Source organism: Zunongwangia profunda SM-A87, from assembly GCF_000023465.1.
GTDB lineage: Bacteria > Bacteroidota > Bacteroidia > Flavobacteriales > Flavobacteriaceae > Zunongwangia > Zunongwangia profunda.
Genome location: NC_014041.1, coordinates 3973379 through 3990981, shown reverse-complemented (window position 1 = coordinate 3990981; position 17603 = coordinate 3973379). Strand labels below are relative to the sequence as shown.

General features: G+C 38.1%; 13 protein-coding genes. 5 read left to right on the top strand and 8 right to left on the bottom strand.

The window, feature by feature from the left end:
- Positions 1-2: 2 nt before the first annotated feature.
- From ZPR_RS17480 to ZPR_RS17470, 3 genes are all read left to right on the top strand, one after another.
- Entirely contained in the window at positions 3-1652 is a 1650-nt protein-coding gene (locus tag ZPR_RS17480; protein WP_041580090.1) for a glycoside hydrolase family 16 protein, read from the top strand.
- Positions 1653-1747: 95 nt separating this feature from the next.
- On the top strand, positions 1748-4042 hold the full coding sequence (gene bglX / locus ZPR_RS17475; RefSeq protein WP_041579054.1) for a beta-glucosidase BglX: 2295 nt from the start codon (positions 1748-1750) through the stop codon (positions 4040-4042).
- A gap of 1 nt (position 4043) precedes the next feature.
- Positions 4044-4808: a glycoside hydrolase family 16 protein gene (locus tag ZPR_RS17470; protein WP_013073083.1), complete on the top strand. Its 765-nt coding sequence runs from the start codon at positions 4044-4046 to the stop codon at positions 4806-4808.
- 89 nt (positions 4809-4897) lie between these two features.
- Here ZPR_RS17470 and ZPR_RS23475 read toward each other — a convergent pair whose 3' ends face one another.
- From ZPR_RS23475 to ZPR_RS17455, 4 genes are all read right to left on the bottom strand, one after another.
- Entirely contained in the window at positions 4898-5050 is a 153-nt protein-coding gene (locus ZPR_RS23475) for a hypothetical protein (protein ID WP_013073082.1), read from the bottom strand.
- A 26-nt stretch (positions 5051-5076) separates the two neighbouring features.
- A complete protein-coding gene (locus tag ZPR_RS17465; protein WP_013073081.1) occupies positions 5077-5397 on the bottom strand; it encodes a hypothetical protein in 321 nt (106 codons plus the stop codon).
- A gap of 125 nt (positions 5398-5522) precedes the next feature.
- Positions 5523-5735, bottom strand: coding sequence for a hypothetical protein (locus ZPR_RS17460; RefSeq protein ID WP_013073080.1), 213 nt, complete (start codon positions 5733-5735; stop codon positions 5523-5525).
- A 102-nt stretch (positions 5736-5837) separates the two neighbouring features.
- Positions 5838-7073, bottom strand: coding sequence for a 3-deoxy-D-manno-octulosonic acid transferase (locus ZPR_RS17455; RefSeq protein WP_013073079.1), 1236 nt, complete (start codon positions 7071-7073; stop codon positions 5838-5840).
- Between the two features lie 95 nt (positions 7074-7168).
- Here ZPR_RS17455 and ZPR_RS17450 point away from each other — a divergent pair, with 95 nt between their 5' ends.
- Positions 7169-8302: a DegT/DnrJ/EryC1/StrS family aminotransferase gene (locus ZPR_RS17450; RefSeq protein WP_041579053.1), complete on the top strand. Its 1134-nt coding sequence runs from the start codon at positions 7169-7171 to the stop codon at positions 8300-8302.
- Positions 8303-9209: 907 nt separating this feature from the next.
- Positions 9210-10544, top strand: coding sequence for a Gfo/Idh/MocA family protein (locus ZPR_RS17445; protein WP_013073077.1), 1335 nt, complete (start codon positions 9210-9212; stop codon positions 10542-10544).
- 655 nt (positions 10545-11199) lie between these two features.
- Here ZPR_RS17445 and ZPR_RS17435 read toward each other — a convergent pair.
- The 4 genes from ZPR_RS17435 to ZPR_RS17420 all read right to left on the bottom strand — a co-directional run bounded on the left by ZPR_RS17435 (position 11200) and on the right by ZPR_RS17420 (position 17509).
- Positions 11200-11658, bottom strand: a complete 459-nt coding sequence (locus ZPR_RS17435) for a hypothetical protein (RefSeq protein ID WP_041579052.1) — start codon at positions 11656-11658, stop codon at positions 11200-11202.
- A 76-nt stretch (positions 11659-11734) separates the two neighbouring features.
- Entirely contained in the window at positions 11735-12604 is an 870-nt protein-coding gene (locus ZPR_RS17430; protein WP_013073074.1) for a hypothetical protein, read from the bottom strand.
- Between the two features lie 10 nt (positions 12605-12614).
- A complete protein-coding gene (locus ZPR_RS17425; RefSeq protein ID WP_041579051.1) occupies positions 12615-14270 on the bottom strand; it encodes a SusD/RagB family nutrient-binding outer membrane lipoprotein in 1656 nt (551 codons plus the stop codon).
- A 14-nt stretch (positions 14271-14284) separates the two neighbouring features.
- The gene (locus ZPR_RS17420; protein ID WP_041579050.1) at positions 14285-17509 is read right to left on the bottom strand and encodes a SusC/RagA family TonB-linked outer membrane protein; all 3225 of its coding nucleotides are present in this window, start codon (positions 17507-17509) and stop codon (positions 14285-14287) included.
- Positions 17510-17603: the final 94 nt, after the last annotated feature.

Sequence of the window (17603 nt, the reverse complement as noted above, 5' to 3'; positions counted from 1 at the left end):
AAATGAAGAATTTTAAATATATACTAGGCCTTATGATCATTCTTGGTAGCTTTTTACAAAGCTGCCAGGATGATGATCACGACTTTGGAGAAGTCGTGGCGCCTTCAAATCTTTCTTTAGAAGCAACTATTGTAAATGCAGATGCCGATAATCCTTATGGAGATGGTAGCGGGCAGGTGCAGTTTATGGCTTCAGCAGATAATGCAATAAATTATAAATTCGCCTTTGGAGATAATACTTCAACAAACGTATCTAACGGTAATGTAATGCACTCGTTTACGTCAACCGGAGTAAATGAGTATATAGTGACTGTAATTGCTACCGGTACGGGTGGTACTTCATCATCAATGACAACAAGCGTAACAGTTTTTAGCGAATTTGATGATCCAGAAACTAAATCGTTGCTTACAGGAGACGATTCTAAAACATGGTATGTTGCAGCAGCTTTGCCATCGCACTTAGCGCTTGGACCAATCGATGTTAAAACATCAGATTGGTATAATGCTGCTCCTTTTGAGAAGAAAGACGAATGTATTTATGATGATAGTATGACCTTTAGTCTTGATGAAAACGGAAATATTTTATACGAACTGGATAATAATGGAGCTACGTTTTTTAATACCAATTCATTAAATGCCGCTGGAGGAACTAATGGAACTGGGGATCAATGTTTCGATTATGATACTTCGGGAGTTAAAAATGTAAGTCTTTCTGCAGCACCAACTATTTATCCGGAAGATGAAACCACTGGAACCCAAATGATGATTTCAGATGGAGGTTTCTTAAGTTATTATTTAGGAACCAGTACGTATGAGATTCTGGAAATTACTGAAGATTATATGCAGGTTAGAACACAATCTGGAGGAAATGCTGCAGAAGCATGGTATTTAAAACTTACTACTGATCCTGAAGGTGGAGCAGGTGGCGGAAATAATTCTGCCGAAGGAAAAGAGCTGGAAACTGAATTCGAAAACCTGGTGTGGGAAGAAGAATTTGATGGGAATGCGCTAGACGCCGATAGCTGGAATATTGAAACCGGTAATGGTGACAATGGCTGGGGAAATAACGAAAAACAGTATTATACAGCAGATAATGCAGTGGTAAGTGATGGTAGCTTAAAGATCAATGCGATTGCTGAAAGTACGAATGGCTTTGATTATTCTTCTGCAAGAATTACTACAATGGATAAGCAGGAATTTAAGTACGGTAGAGTAGAGGTAAGAGCTAAACTTCCAGGTGCAGCAGGTACATGGCCTGCGATTTGGATGCTAGGATCAAATTTTGCCGAGGTAAACTGGCCTGCTTCCGGAGAGATTGATATTATGGAGCATGTAGGTAATGATCTTGGTCATGTGTTAGGAACACTTCATATGCCCGGGAACTCAGGCGGAGACGGAATTTCTAAAGGGACTGAAGTTGAAAATGTAGATTCAGAATTCCATACCTATACTTTGGAATGGACGGCAGATCATATTCTTTTTGCTGTAGATGATATCGTATTTCATGAATATAAAAACAGTGCAGATACACCGTTTAATCAGCCGTTTTTCTTAATTCTAAATGTTGCCATGGGTGGTAACCTAGGAGGAGATATAGACCCTAATTTCAGTGAAGATACCATGGAAGTAGATTATGTGAAAGTTTATCAATAAATCATAACACATAATATCGGATTAACTTTTAATAAAATAGGGGTTGCCTGGAGGTTAAGCTGTTCTTCCTCGTAGCCCCTTTTTAATTTTTGGATATGAAAAAAAGAGTAGCAATAATTGGAGTAGTTCTGTCACTGGGTTTCTTGGCATTCTCGACCTATGAAAAGCCAGGGTTTAAGAAAAGTGATCAGGATCCTCGAGATATCGAGCAGAAAATAGATTCGGTTTTAGCTTTAATGACCCTTGATGAGAAAATAGGGCAGATGGTGCAGTACAATGGTAGCTGGGATGTTACCGGTCCCGCGACTGGAACTGATAACGAAAAGAAACTCGAAAATCTTAAAAACGGACTGGTAGGATCGATGCTTAATGTGACCTCTGTAGAACATACTCGCCAGGCACAAAAGATCGTCATGGAAAATAGCCGACTCAAAATTCCGTTGATTTTTGGGTATGATGTAATTCATGGTTATCAAACCATGTTTCCTGTTCCGCTTGGTGAAAGTGCCAGCTGGGATTTAGAACTCATGGAAAAAACGGCAAGAGTTGCCGGTAGGGAAACTGCAGCGGCAGGTGTTCATTGGACATTTGCCCCAATGATGGATATTTCTCGCGATGCACGATGGGGCCGAATTATGGAAGGTGCCGGTGAAGATCCTTATCTAAACTCAAAAATAGCAGTAGCCCGAATTAAAGGCTTTCAGGGAAATGATCTTTCAGATCCTAAAACTATCGCGGCCTGTGCCAAGCACTTTGCCGGTTATGGTTTTGCTGAAGGAGGTAGAGATTATAACACGGTAAATATTGGTATTTATGAATTAAATAATACCATTTTACCACCGTTTAAAGCTGCCGCAGCTGCAGGGGTGGCTACATTTATGAACTCGTTTAACGAGATAGACGGTGTGCCGGCAACTGCAAGTACCTATTTACAACGAGATTTGCTAAAAGGCAAGTGGCATTGGGATGGATTTGTAGTATCAGATTGGGGATCGATAACCGAACTTATTCCGCATGGCGTTGCTAAAGATAAAAAAGCCGCTGCTGAATTAGCAGTAAAAGCCGGTAGCGACATGGATATGGAAGGTGGTGCTTACGAGTCGTCCTTAAAAGAACTGGTGGAAGAAGGTAAAGTTGCTGAAAAATTGATCGACGATGCCGTAAAAAGGATTCTTCGTGTAAAATTCAGATTAGGACTTTTTGATGATCCCTATAAGTATTGCGATGAAGCTTTCGAGAAATCTGAATTATACTCTGAAGCAAATCAGGAAGTGGCTTTGGAAGCCGGTAAAAAATCGATCGTACTTTTAAAGAATGAGAATGATATTTTACCCATTAAAAATTCTATTAAAAACATTGCGGTTATAGGGCCATTGGCAAACGATAAAGATTCGCCTTTAGGAAACTGGAGAGCGCATGCGGTAGAAAATTCTGCAGTTTCAGTCTTAGAAGGAATTAGAAATTATACGCCAAAAGGCGTGAAGATAACTTATGCTGAAGGGGCAAAACTTTCAACCGGAGATCGGTCTTTTTTAAATCCTATGACTTTTAATAAAGATGATAAAAGTGGTTTCGCCGAAGCTGAAAAATTAGCTAAACAGGCAGATTTAGTGGTATTAGTGGTTGGTGAAGATGCTTTTCAAACGGGCGAGGGGCGTAGCCAGACCAATATTGGTTTTGCCGGAGTGCAGGATGATTTGATTGAAACGGTTCAAAAAGCTAACAAAAACGTGGTGATGGTATTGATGAACGGCCGCCCTATGGATTTAAGTTGGAGTTCTAAAAATATTCCAGCCATTGTAGAATCCTGGTTTTTAGGTTCACAGCATGGGAATGCGGTTGCCGAAATTCTTTTTGGAAGGTATAATCCTTCCGGGAAGTTACCAGTATCTTTTCCTCAGAATTCAGGAATGGAACCTTTGTACTACAATCAAAAGAGTACCGGTAGACCAGAGGGTGGGGCGCAGGTGACTTATTCGCATTATACCGATTCTCCTAGAGAAGCATTGTATCCATTTGGATTCGGACTAAGCTTTACCGAATTTGAATATGGGGATATCGAGCTAAGTGCTGATTCCTTTTCAGAAGGCGAAAAAATAGAAGCATCAATTTCAGTAAAAAATACGGGTAATATGGTAGGAGAAGAAACCGTTCAGTTGTATTTACATGATCTGGTGGGAAGCATTACACGACCAAATCTGGAACTAAAAGCCTTTGAGAAAATTTCATTAAAACCAGGCGAACGTAAAGTGGTGAATTTTATAATCGATAAAGAAATGATCACATATTTTACTATTAATAAGAAATGGGAAGCTGAACCTGGGGATTTTGAAGTGATGATTGGTGGTAACTCTGTGGATCTTAAAAAGGCTAATTTTGAATTTAAATAATATGAAGAAAAGATTAGCGGTTTTAGCCCTTGTGTTATTGACCTTGCAGAGCTGTAAAGGACAAGAAAAAGAATTGATCTGGGAAGAAAATTTTGATGGAAATAGCTTAAATATGGATTATTGGAGCTATGAAAATGGTGACGGCTGCCCTGATATTTGTGGTTGGGGAAATAACGAGCGACAGCTTTATCGCCCTGAAAATCTTGAAATAAAAGATGGCTTGGCGGTTATTACCGCTGAAAAAAATGGCGATTCCTATTTTAGCTCTCGCATAAATACTAAAGATAAATTCGAGTTTCAGTATGGTATTATAGAAACCCGCGCTAAAGTTCCCGGGGGACACGGGATTTGGCCGGCAATCTGGATGTTAGGAGATAATATTGGAGAGGTAGGTTGGCCCGCTTCCGGAGAAATCGACATAATGGAATATGTTGGACGAATGAAAGATACCTTGCATACGACCTTGCATACCCCCGCAACTCATGGGGATCATGCCAGTACTACAGTGACGAAAATCGATAATGTAGAAGACGATTTTCATATATATAAGGTAGAATGGTCTAAACAAGAAATAGTTTATTATATCGATGGAGAAAAGGTATATACTTTTTCGCCAGAAATAAAAGATGATGAGCATTATCCTTTTCGCCATAAATTCTATTTTTTGCTAAATATGGCTATTGGAGGTAACTTTGGAGGACCTGATGTAGACGATAGTATTTTTCCTGCAAAATTCTATATTGATTATATCAAAGTCTATCAATAGAAATTAAGAAAAGAAACCAAAAAATAAGCCCTTTCAAAACGAAAGGGCTTATTTTTTGGCTAGTAATATGTTAATTGTACACTATTAATTTAATCTACAGCATCTTCTACAGCATCACCAACATCGTCAGCTGCATCCTCAACACTATCTGCGGCTTTTTCTACACCAGATTTTTCTTCTCGGCAGGAAGTTAAAACTAAAGTGGCCACAAAAGCTGCTAAAATAATTAGACCTTTTTTCATAAGTTATATTTTTTGTTTATTTATTTTTAATTATCGTCTGATCCATCGATTTCATCAGTCGCTTCGTCAATGGCATTTCCTGTTTCGTCTACTGCAGTATTCACAGCATCACCAGTTTCGTTTGCTGCATTTTCTACAGCGTCCCCAACGTCTTCCCCAGCTTCTTTTACATCATTTATTACACCGTTGTCATCATCATTGTAATCATCCATTTCGTCTTCCTGATCTTCAATCATACCATCATTAAGTTCGGTATCATCAGTTTTATCTTCAGTAGTTTCTCTACACGAATTCATCGTAAAAGAAATCGTTAAGAAAGAAGCTAATATTAAAAAATAACGTTTCATAGTTTTTGGTTTAGTGGTTTACAACAAAATTAAAATGAAATTGAACAGTCTATCCAAAAGTTGTTGTAAAATTTTAATAAAACTGTTTTAAAAATTTAATGTGTGGTGTTTTTATGTTAAATGCTTTAATTGTCGTCGCCGATCTTGTCGATCTCTTCATCGATCTGTTCGTTCACTTTTTTGTCTACTTTTTTAGCAGTACGTTCTAGGATACCCTCGTTTTCGGTTTTTTCTACTTCAACTTCTTTTACAACGGTTTTTTTAGGTTCTTCCCGACAAGAAAGTAATGAAGTTGCGCTTATTGCCAAAAATCCACCTAATAAAATTAATCGTTTCATATCTTTATGTATTGTTGAATAGGTCGAAATTACAACGAATAAGCTTTTAACGGTATTTTTTAAATGAATTTTAATAGAATTTCTTAATATCCAGCTAAAAAATTAATGATTTCTTTTTAAGTAGGATAATACACTTTGTGTAGCACCGGTATTGCTATTAATAAAGTGACCACTGATCATTCCGGTTTTGGAGCGGAATTGCTCGTCTTTGACCATTTTGGTCATGATTTTAAATAATTCTTCAGCAGAAGCTACTGAAAATAAGCCAGCTAGTTTTTCCAATTGTTTGGCTTCAGGAAACTTATCGAAGTTTTTACCAATAATTATCGGTAGCCCGAAAGTAGCCGGTTCCAGGATGTTATGAAGTCCGCTTTTTCCGGCAGCGCCACCAACATAAGCGATATCCGCATAGCTATATACCTTGGTTAGTAATCCGATAGTATCAATGATAAGTACCTGATATTGGTTAATTTTAGAATCTTTTTTTTCTGAAAATAATACGGTTTTCTTTACAATTTGAGCTTTTAAACGTTGAATTTTTTCATTCTTAATTTCATGGGGGGCGATGATAAATTTCACATCTTCTGAAGCGGTATTGATGTACTCTAATAACAGCGCGTCGTCTTCAGGCCACGTGCTTCCAGCAACAATACAGGTTTTTTGATCTTTAAATTGCGCAATAAAATCAAGCTGATTGTCATATTCTAATTGCCTGGCAACACGGTCAAAACGGGTGTCACCACTTACCGTAGTATTTGTAATATTAATTGTTTTTAAAAGCTCTTTCGAGGTTTCATTCTGAAGAAAAATATGTTCAAAAACCCGAAGCGCTTCTCTAAATAGACCACCATAGGGTTTAAAATAGATCTGATCTTTTCTAAATGCCCCTGAAATTAGAAACGTACGAATGTTCTGGATTTGTAATTCTTTTAAAAAGTTAGGCCAGATATCGTATTTGATAAAAAATGCTAGCTTTGGTTTAATGATTGATACAAAGCGTTTTGCATTTTTTGGCGTATCCAGCGGTAAATACACTATGGCATCAGCCAATGGGTGTTTTTTCTTATTCTCGTAACCCGAGGGCGAATAAAAACTTACTAAAATTTTATAAGTTGCATAATTTTCTTTTATGGCTTCCATTATAGGTACTGCCTGTTCGAATTCTCCTAAAGAAGCGGCATGGAACCAAACCCAATCTTCAGAAAAATCAATTTTCTCCAATTGCTTAAAAACCTTTTTTCTGCCTTCCACAAATAGTTTAAGTTTTGGATTAAACATGGCTGGTAAAGGAAGTGCAGCTTTGGCTACATAAGTGAGTAAATTATAAGTACCTCGCAAAACAAAGAATTTGGATTACAAAAGTAGGGGTTTCATTAAAAATGTATGGCAATAGCTGCTATATTTCGTAATTTTGACTCCACAAGAAAAAACAAATGAGAAAGATACAGATGGTTGACCTTAAAGGTCAATATGAAGGAATAAAAGATCAGATTAGTTCTTCTTTTGAGGAGGTGATTACCTCAACAGCTTTTATAAACGGACCTGAAGTTCAGAATTTTCAAAAAGAACTGGAAGAATATCTTGGCGTAAAACATGTGATCCCTTGCGGGAACGGTACAGATGCTTTGCAAATAGCTATGATGGGCTTGGGTCTAAAACCCGGTGACGAAGTCATTACAGCAGATTTCACCTTTGCCGCCACTGTAGAGGTTATTGCCCTTTTAGGTTTAACTCCTGTTCTTGTAGATGTAGAACCTGATACTTTTAATATCGATCCTGAAAAAGTTAAAGCCGCAATTACACCAAAAACCAAAGCGATTGTACCTGTACATTTGTTTGGGCAAACGGCAAATATGGATGAGATAATGGATATTGCGACGGCAAATAATCTTTTCGTTATAGAAGATAATGCGCAGGCAATAGGTGGAAATTATCATGATAAGACGGGAGTAAGCCATAAAACCGGAACTATTGGGCATATTGGAGCCACTTCTTTCTTTCCCTCTAAAAATTTAGGATGTTATGGTGATGGCGGCGCGATTTTTACCAATGATGATGAATTGGCACATACTATTCGCGGAGTAGTGAACCATGGAATGTACGAGCGATACCATCATGATGTTGTAGGTGTAAATTCAAGATTGGACAGTTTGCAGGCAGCGGTATTAAGAGCCAAATTACCAAAATTAGATTCCTATAATAATGCTAGAAGAAAAGCGGCAGATCTTTATGATGTTGCTTTTAAAGCTCAGGAGCATATAATTACGCCGCTTCGTGTAGGAAATGATGATACTCATGTATTTCATCAATACACATTAAAAATTACAAATGGCAAAAGAGATGCTTTAGTAAAGCATTTTCAGGAAAATAATATCCCATGTGGAGTGTATTATCCAATTCCGCTTCATAAACAAAAGGCCTATGCAGATGAGCGGTACAACGAAGCTGATTTTGAAGTTACCAATCAATTGGTAAAAGAAGTGATTTCTTTACCAATGCATACCGAATTAGATAAAGAGCAGATTGAATTTATCACAAAAACGTTGATAGCATTTGTGAATGCTTAATGGATATTAGAATTAAAGTGATGACAGCGGCATGAGATTTTTTAATTTTATGCCGCTTATTTATAAACAGCTGTTCAAATAATCAAAGTTAGTTGAGTTTTATCCACCTATTCAAGATTCAGTCGACTTTATTTGATGTAAACTTTTTGCTTTTTTTTGAATTTAAGGCTTCAAATTTCGGGAGATTTTTTGCCTAAAAACAAGAGCTGTTCAGTTTTGAGCAGCTCTTTTCGGCTAAATTACAAATTACCGAATTACCGATCAGTAATTTAATTTTATAATTTTTATTCCCATCCTGTTTCAATTACAGGATTTAGCTAATGCTAAAATACTAATTATTTTTAAAATTAATTATAATTAGTTAAATTAAGTTAAATACAGTTTATTGTTTAATTTTTTATTATAATTAATGAATTTAAATTATTTTTATGTTTGTTTTTTAAAATTTGTCATCTGATGAAATAAATTTGCCTGATTTAAACCCAACCAACCTCTGTAAAGGGAGAGACCCCCAGACTTCGAATTACTCCAAAGTGTAGTTTCGATTATTGTGTTATTTTTCGCAATAAACGGGTGACCAAAACAGTGTCGCGTATAAAACATTTATACGCTTATAGCGTATTCTGTTTACGTAGGCGAATAAAATGAAACGTAAAAATTATTGTATAGTTTCTTAATGTTTGCATTGCGCTAAACCACTACAGTTAGAATTGCTTAATTTCAGGGTTATTTTTTGAGTTATATAAATAGAAAAAGTAAAATCCGTTTCCTTGATTGTACCCAATTAATATTTGTTTTAGGTTTCGCGTCAGAGTTTAATTACAGACTTCCGGGAGAATTACTAATTCTTTAAAAACGTTAGAGTAAAATTGACTATATTGTGAAAAATAGTTTTAAATCATACGTTATGAGTAAGCTTCCCAGACGAAAATTTTTGCAGCAAACTACTTTAGCTACTGCTGGTCTTAGCCTGTCAGGTTCTCTTTTGGCAAACCCGGTTTCTATTTTTGGAGCCAATGACCGGCTTAACTTTGGTTTAATAGGCTGTAACGGGATGGGATGGTCTAATATGCAGGCGCATTTAAAATTGCCTAACGTTACCTGCATTGCACTGGCAGATGTAGACCAGCGGGTGCTGGACCGCCGTGCAGGTGAACTTAAAAAAATGACAGGAAAGGCTCCGAAACTGTATACCGATTATAGAAAAATGCTTGAGAATAAAGATATTGATGTGGTGATCATCGGTACGCCAGACCATTGGCACTGCCTCAATATGGTAGATGCCCTGCAGGCCGGTAAACACGTTTATGTAGAGAAACCTTTGGCTAACAGTATTGAAGAATGTAACGTGATGCTTAAAGCTGCCAATGCTTCAGAGAAGTTGGTGCAGGTAGGACAGTGGCAGCGTAGCGGGCAGCAATATGACGAGGCGATTAAGTACGTACAATCGGGTAAACTTGGACAAATAAGACTCGTGAAATGCTGGGCCTATCAGGGATGGATGAATCCTGTTCCCGAAAAACCCAATACGACTCCGCCTCCCGGAGTAGATTATGCGATGTGGCTAGGTCCTGCTCCCAAACGTCCGTTTAATGAAAACCGCTTCCATTTCAATTTTCGTTGGTTTTGGGATTATGCAGGGGGCTTGATGACCGATTGGGGGGTGCACGAACTCGACATAGCACTGTTTGCGATGGGAGCTAAAGCGCCAAAATCTATTTTAGCTTCTGGCGGAAAGCTTGCCTACCCTGATGATGCTTCCGAAACACCGGATACCCTTCAAACCGTGTATGAATTTGATAATTATAACCTTCTCTGGGAACACGCTACCGGGATTGACGGTGGTCCCTATGGCCGTACCGAAGGCATTGCCTTTATCGGCAATAACGGAACACTGATAGTTAACCGTGGTGGATGGGAAGTCCTCCCCGAAGGCGAGCGTGTAGAAGGTGAGTGGAAAAACAAAATAGACCGGGTAGAACTCACTAAACCCGAAGGTAATGCGCTTGATAAACACGCTAAAAACTTTGTAACTGCTATACGCAACAACGATAAAAGCGCACTGGCATGCGGGGTAGAAACAGGGAGTGTAGCCGCGATTACCGCACATATGGGTAATATCGCTTATAAAACCGGTAAAAAAATCTATTGGGATGCCACCAGCGGTTCTTTTAAAGATTCAGAGGCTGATGCTCTGGTAAGCGCCCGTTACCACAACGGATGGGAATTGCCAAAAGTGTAACTTCAGGAGTGTTTAATTTATGGTCTTGTACTTTTACATCATCTCGAATAGGTAAACTGCCCTTCTTAGTCTGAGAATCTTAGATTATTATATAATTCCTGTGAAATAGACATGACCGGGACGATCAACCGCTATTCCATTTGATTTTCTTCCATAAAAGTCGTTTTGAAATGGCGGTTCATAATCTTAAATCTTAACATTACTTCCAAAAACTTTCTTTATTTTCTTTACCAATGCATACAGAATTATATAAAGAGTAGGTTGGAATTTATCATGAAAACTCTTGTGAGCATAAAGTTTAAGTCATTAGCCCTTATCAAATTGTTCAATTTTATGACTTTTATTTATAAAATGCTTTTCAAATAATCGAAAATTAGTTTAATCTCATTTTCATCTTTAAAATTCAGTCCGTTTTCTTTGATGTAGGCTTTTAATTTTTTCTGAATTTCCGGCTTCAAATTCTGGAGAAATTTTTTATAATTTGACGGTAAAGGATATAAGGTTCCTTTTGGAATAGAAGTAAAATAATAACTACTGAAATGCGAAAATCGATGAGGAACTTCTTTTACCATCGAACTTGTTGCAGTGTGTGCAGTGTGACCCTTAGAAAATTTTGCATGTATAGCTTTATAAATAGTATAAGTGGCAGAGTCATTTAGAGTATAGATAAATCCCCTTTTAATGTCGCCTTTTTTGAGCGATACTTTTTGAAGCAAATTGCCTTACCATCTTCAAGAACTAGCTTTATACCTGGATCTCTGATTAATGCTTTAGGTTGTTCGTTAGGTAGCATACTTTTCTTTAATTCAATTTCGTCATTTAAAATATTGTGACGAATATAAAAATGCTCCTGTAATTCTTCTTTATAAAATAAAGTTGCGATTTGGTACTTTTCTTTTAAATAAGGCGATCCTATGGTTTTAAGATTTGATTTATAGGTTATTTTATCATCCAAAAGGTCATGCATAATCGTATTAAGAATAGGTTGACTTCCTGTGCCGCCGTCTGTTATCGACTTGAAGTGGTCTGGTTTAGGCGTAGTTACCTGTGCGGTAACTGATAAAGTAATAGCAAGTAGGAAACATACTAAACAACTTATATTTGTTTTTTTCATAATGAAATATTTTAAGAAGAAAAGGCTGCCTTAATTATTACAGACAGCCTTAAAGCTAAAACAAATAGGTATTAAATTAATCTGGACATATACTAAGCGGTATTTCCCCTACGCCTGGACTTGGTCCCTGCTCAGAAGCTATTTCTCCATTGGGAGCGTAAATTTGGAACGTAACTTCACCATCCCAATCTCCTGAGTTAAATACAAAAGATAATTCTTCTGTATCTTCAGGAACACTTATAGAAAAAGAACCGGATGAGCCAGAATCTAAGGTATAGGATTCAGCAACACCATCGATGGTAACCACTATAGAGGCGCCATTCCAGCCATCCCCGTAACTATCCTGTAGATCTATACTATAGGTGCCGGGAATAGGAGTAATCGGCGTACAGTTTACTCCAACATAATAAATAAGTGGTGACCTAAAGAATGAACTATTGGATACCGTCCCCCCATAATCGGTGTTGGTATATGATCTTCCATCGGTTAAATTTAAAACCATACGATAGATAAAGCGATCGCCTCCGCTGTAATCGCTATCAGAAATTCCAACTGCACTGGCAGCTTCAGCTAAAGATCTTTCAAATTGAATTACAGGCAAACCATTATCTCCGGTAGTAAAATCTGATGCCGGAATGTTTACCAATAAAACTTCGCTAACACTTTTATCCATAGCATCTTCCTGATTGTCCTCAAAAGAGATATATATGTCTACAGATGCTAATAAATTTCCCATTTCTTCATCTTGTTCTTCCAACATTATCGAAAAGAGAGAGGAGGGGTCAAAAGCATTGTAAGAAGTACTTATGGTTTGTGTTGTTCTTAATATTGCCCCGTAAACAGTATCCTGAAATACCTTGTCTACAGTATTGTCTTTTTCCGTACAACCAAGTAACAGAAAGAAGGCAAAAAACGGAATGATATATTTTGTATAATGTTTCATCATAGTTTTTTATTTAGTTCGACTCAGGAAAAGAAGGAGAGGCCGGATTGGTATCCCAGAAGACTGTAGTGGTAACTTCCTGTTTTTGCGAAATAGACGAGTTGTTATTTACTAAATTGGCAGGATACCTAAAGGATCTTATAAAACCTCCCGGGTTTGGTTCTCTATTAGGTTGTAAAGTGGTTGGATAGCCAGTTCTTCGATAGAAATTATAGTTCAAAATACCATTTCCAAAACAAGAAATCCAAAATTCTTCGGCAAGTAGATTCCATTTTTCTTCTGTATCTGCTTCTATGAAGGCTGTTTCAATTCCAGATAAAAAACTATTCACTTGTTCTTCAGATGGAGCAAGGCTTAAATCTGCGTCTTCATCTAGAGCACCAAAAGAACGTACTTTAGTTATAGACTTTGCTGTACCACTTACAACAAATTCTTGAGCGGCAGCAACATCTCCTTCTACCATTGCCATTTCAGCTCTCATAAAATCTACCCAGGATGCAAGCATTAATGGAGTTATACCGGCGCCGGCAGCTCCGGCACCTTGAGACACCGGTGCAAATCTACTGTCGTCAAACATTCCGCCTGCAGGATAAATTCCGTAGGTTGTTCTTAAGAAACCGTCTCCGGGAGTGCCATCATCATCGCCATGATCTCTGCCCCAGTAACCATTTGGTAAACTACAGAAGGTGAATCCGCCATCGATATAATGTTGTGGAGCATTTTCCATAGAGCAGGTTAGTGTTTGCTCATTGGGCTCTATTTCTTCCCCAGGTACAGCATTTACCTGCCGGTAAAAATAATACCGGATCCTTGGATCACCATCTTCTAACATAGTTCCCATCAACCAATTAGATAGGTAGCTTCCAGCTCCTGTAGGTCTGTAATTACCTGCATATTTTCCATTTCTTGTATCTGGTTGGTTTTCGTTAGTTCCATAATTAAACTGAAAATCTTCATCAGTACTGGTGATGAAATCTCCTGAGGCAACAATTTGATTAAAGCTGCTTAAAGCCGAGTTGTCTACTAACCGGGTTTGGAGATAGATTTTCATTTTTAAGGTATTCGCGAGTTTTATCCAGTTTTCATAGTTCCCATTGTAAAATGGATCGTATTCAGGCTCAAGTGCGGCTTCCTTATTAAAGTTGGTAATAGCAGTATCGATTAACTGCGCTGCAGCACTATAAACAGCAGCACCATTGTCTAAGTTAGGATTGAAGTTTCCTTCGTCGGCCATCAAGGCTTCAGAGTAAGGAATATCGCCAAAAAAATCTACAAGAGTAATTAAAACATTAGCAGAAAGTAGTTGAGCAATTGCTATGTGGTGAAATTGTTCGTTTTCCTGCGCAATTGGGGTCATAGCTTCTACATCTGCTAAAATCTGCCTGTAGGCCAGATCCCATTCATCATCAAAAGATGTAGGGGCATAGGCATTTAAATAATTCCGACTTCCTAAATATTCTATTCTTGTTACCTGTGCACCATAGTTTCCAAAATTTTGCATAAGACTTACATATGATCTTTCAATAGCATTTAGGTAGAAATCTACATTTGCCTGTTCAGGCGTCAGGTAGTTAGGGTCCTCGGTTAAATCCATGTCGGTCGTTTCGCAGGAGTAAAAGCAAAGTCCTGACAGAACGATCAATCCGAATATTTTACGTATACTTTTCATATTGTTTTTAGTTTTTAGAATGAAGCGGTGATACTAATTCCGTATCTCTTCGAACTAGGTCCGCTTAAAAAATCAAATCCCTGTCCATTTCCTACTCCTAACGCGGCAACATTGGGATCGAAGTTTATACCATCTGGGGTATTGTAAGCATCATACCAAAGATTATAGCCAGACACTTTTAGTGATAGAGATCCAAAAGGAGTTTTTTCTAAAAATGATTTGGGTAAGGAGTAGCCCAGTGATACTTCCTGGAGTCTTATCACAGAGCCATCGTAAATTTGCAGCTCGTCTGGTCCAAATAAAATGTTACTAAAATAATACTGGGAATTGTTGATCTGGATTGTGTTAGGCTCTCCAGTGTCCTGATTTATCCCTGGTAAAATAAAGGGATTAATACGGTTATCAGTATCTGTAGTGAGGCCTCGACCTAGTAAAGTTGCGATGGTTTGACTGTAAATATCGCCGCCTGATACATGAGTAAACAGTACATTAAGGCTAAAATTTTTGAACGAAATATTACTACTTACATTTAAGGTATAATCTGGGTTTGGATCACCAATTTCAAATTGTCCCGCTTCTACCACGTAATCTCCCTGACTGTTTGTAATAAAATTCCCGTTATCGTCTCTTAATATTCGAGATCCAACTATAGTTCCTAATGGTTTACCTGCAATGGCAGCATTCCCCAGATTAGAGAAACCGGCATAAACAATAATATCTGTGTCCTGTCCAAGATCTTTCACTGTTGGTTCTATAGTGCTAAAATTTGCATTAATCCTCCAGTTGAAAGCACCCTCATCTGAATTTTTAAAAATGTCCAATCCTGCTTCAATCTCTAATCCCTCCACATTAATTTCACCAATATTTGTTCTAACACTCGTATAACCGGTAGAGGCATCTAGACTGCGATTAACCAGGAGGTTTTTGGTAATTCGATTAAAGTAAGAAGCATTTAAGGTAAAGCGGTTTTTAAACCAATTGGACTCCACACCGAACTCGATTTCTGTCATTGTTTCTGGCTCTAGATCGGGATTTCCCAGAACACTGTTGGTAGTATTACTTACAACCAGGTTACCAGAATCGTCCAGCCATCTTTGGGTATCTAGGGATAATCGATTTGCAATAGGATATCCAGATGGGAAGTTCGCCGAAGTTCCAAAACCTGCTCTTAGTTTTAAAAAGCCTAGAGCATCGCTGCTAAGTCCTGAGAATGCCGAGGTGGGTAAAAAAGAAGCACTAACCCCTGGATAGAAAATAGACCTATTCTCCTTAGCAAGGTTCGAAACCCAATCGTTCCTGCCGTTTATGGTTAGATATAAAAATCGATTATAATCTAGTTCTACCTGTCCATAAAGCCCAGCTATATTTCTTTCTTCAGAATATTGAATTTCATCTTGTAACATAAAGTTAAAATGACGCAATACATCAAAGACTTGCTGGTTAGAGCTGCTAACTCCCTGGCGATCGTAAATTGTTCTTCTGGTTGTTGCTCCAATGTTAAAGTTTAATCCAATTTTTTCAGAAAGGTCATACATCCCGTTTAAGGTAAGATTGTGATCCCAAATGGTGTTAGCATTGTTCCAGGTGTCGTAAAAACCACTTCTTATTCTGGTGTTCGAGGTAGATCCGCCTCTATTTTGATAACTGGAGTTACCTTCATTATAAAGGTCGATACCCAGTCGATAAGTAAGATTTAAGTTATCTGTAAAGTTATAAGTAATTCCTGCACTTCCATAGACTCTATTGGTAAGCTGCTGTGAGCTAGCATTATAAACTGTCCATAAAGGATGCTGTATGTCGTTAGCCTGGCGGTAATAAACACTCCCCCCAGTTAACGGGTTTTGATAAGGTAATCCCATGAGATCTACGTTTCTAGGAGTAAAGAAGACGTTAGAAAAAACCGAGGATCCACCACCTCCAAAAACGGTATTACCATCACCTGCGGAAACAGGTGGAGATTTAAAATCTGTTTGCGAAAAGTTCAAAGTTCCATCGATAATAAAATTATTAGCTAGCTCTGCTTTTCCTCCTATCCCCAGGTTGTTACGTACTACTTTATTTTCGGGCGTGAAGCCTTCATCTTCTAAATGACCACCACTTAAATTGTAGGTGACTTTACCGTCGTTAGAAGAACCGGAGAAGTTAATACTGGTATTCGAAACAACGCCCGTTCTAAAGAATTCTTCTACACTGTTATACGGCTGCCATGGGTATGGTGTATCTGCGAATTCTGGGAATGCCTGAGGAATACCTGTTCCCGAACTTGCGGTAGAATAGGGGTGGGGTAAATAGCCGTTTTCGTCTATAGCCGAATCAGAACCCCAACCGGCAACACCATCTTTTTCAAAGCTTGGTCCCCAGTTACTATAAAACCAACCAAAGGCCTGGTCAAAGCCACCGCCGTAGCTCATGGTGTAATCTGGAATAGAAGCCACTTCGTTAAAAAATATCGATGAGGTTACCGTAACCTCATGTTTTTTACGACTGGCAGCACCACTGCCGTTTTTGGTGGTAATTAGAATTACTCCATTTCTACCCTGGGTCCCGTAAAGTGTAGAAGCAGCAAGTCCTTTCAAGACGTTTACGCTTTCGATATTGTTTGGATCCAGATCAAAAAACCTGCTACCTCCACTGTTGCCCTGAACAAAATCGCCCTGCGCATTGGTGTCACTACTAAAAGGAACCCCGTCTACAATGAACAGGGGTTGGTTACTACCGCTAAACGAACTTAATCCTCTAATGATGATGTTGGTTCCTGAGCCTGAAATACCACTTTGTTGTGTAATCTGTACTCCCGAAGCCTTCCCGCTTAAAAGCCGGCCAACATCGCCTTCAGCTCTGGATTCTAAATCTTCACTACTTACTTCGGATACGGCATATCCCAATGATTTTTTCTCTCTGGAAATCCCAAATGCTGTTACAACGACCTCATCTAGCTGGGCCTGGTCGGCTTCCATTATTACATCAATAGTATTAACATCTGCAACAGTGTATTCTGCTGTTTTTAGTCCTACAAAAGAAAAAACGATGACATCGCCTTTTTGTGCCTGAATTGAATAGTTTCCATCAAAGTCGGATTGGATTCCACTTGAGGTTCCTTTAATCCTGACGTTTACTCCAGGTAAAGGCATACCCTGGTCGTCTGTAATTGTCCCTGAAATTGTTCTATCCTGAGCAAACATGCTACAAAAGGAGAATAAAAACAATAAGGTCCAAAAGCCTTGTAGTTTTCTTGTCATAATATAGTTTTTGAATTAGTATGTTAACAAATATGAAAAAACACTAATTAAAAACCAAATTAATAATTATAAATAGTTAATTTTTGATAAATCA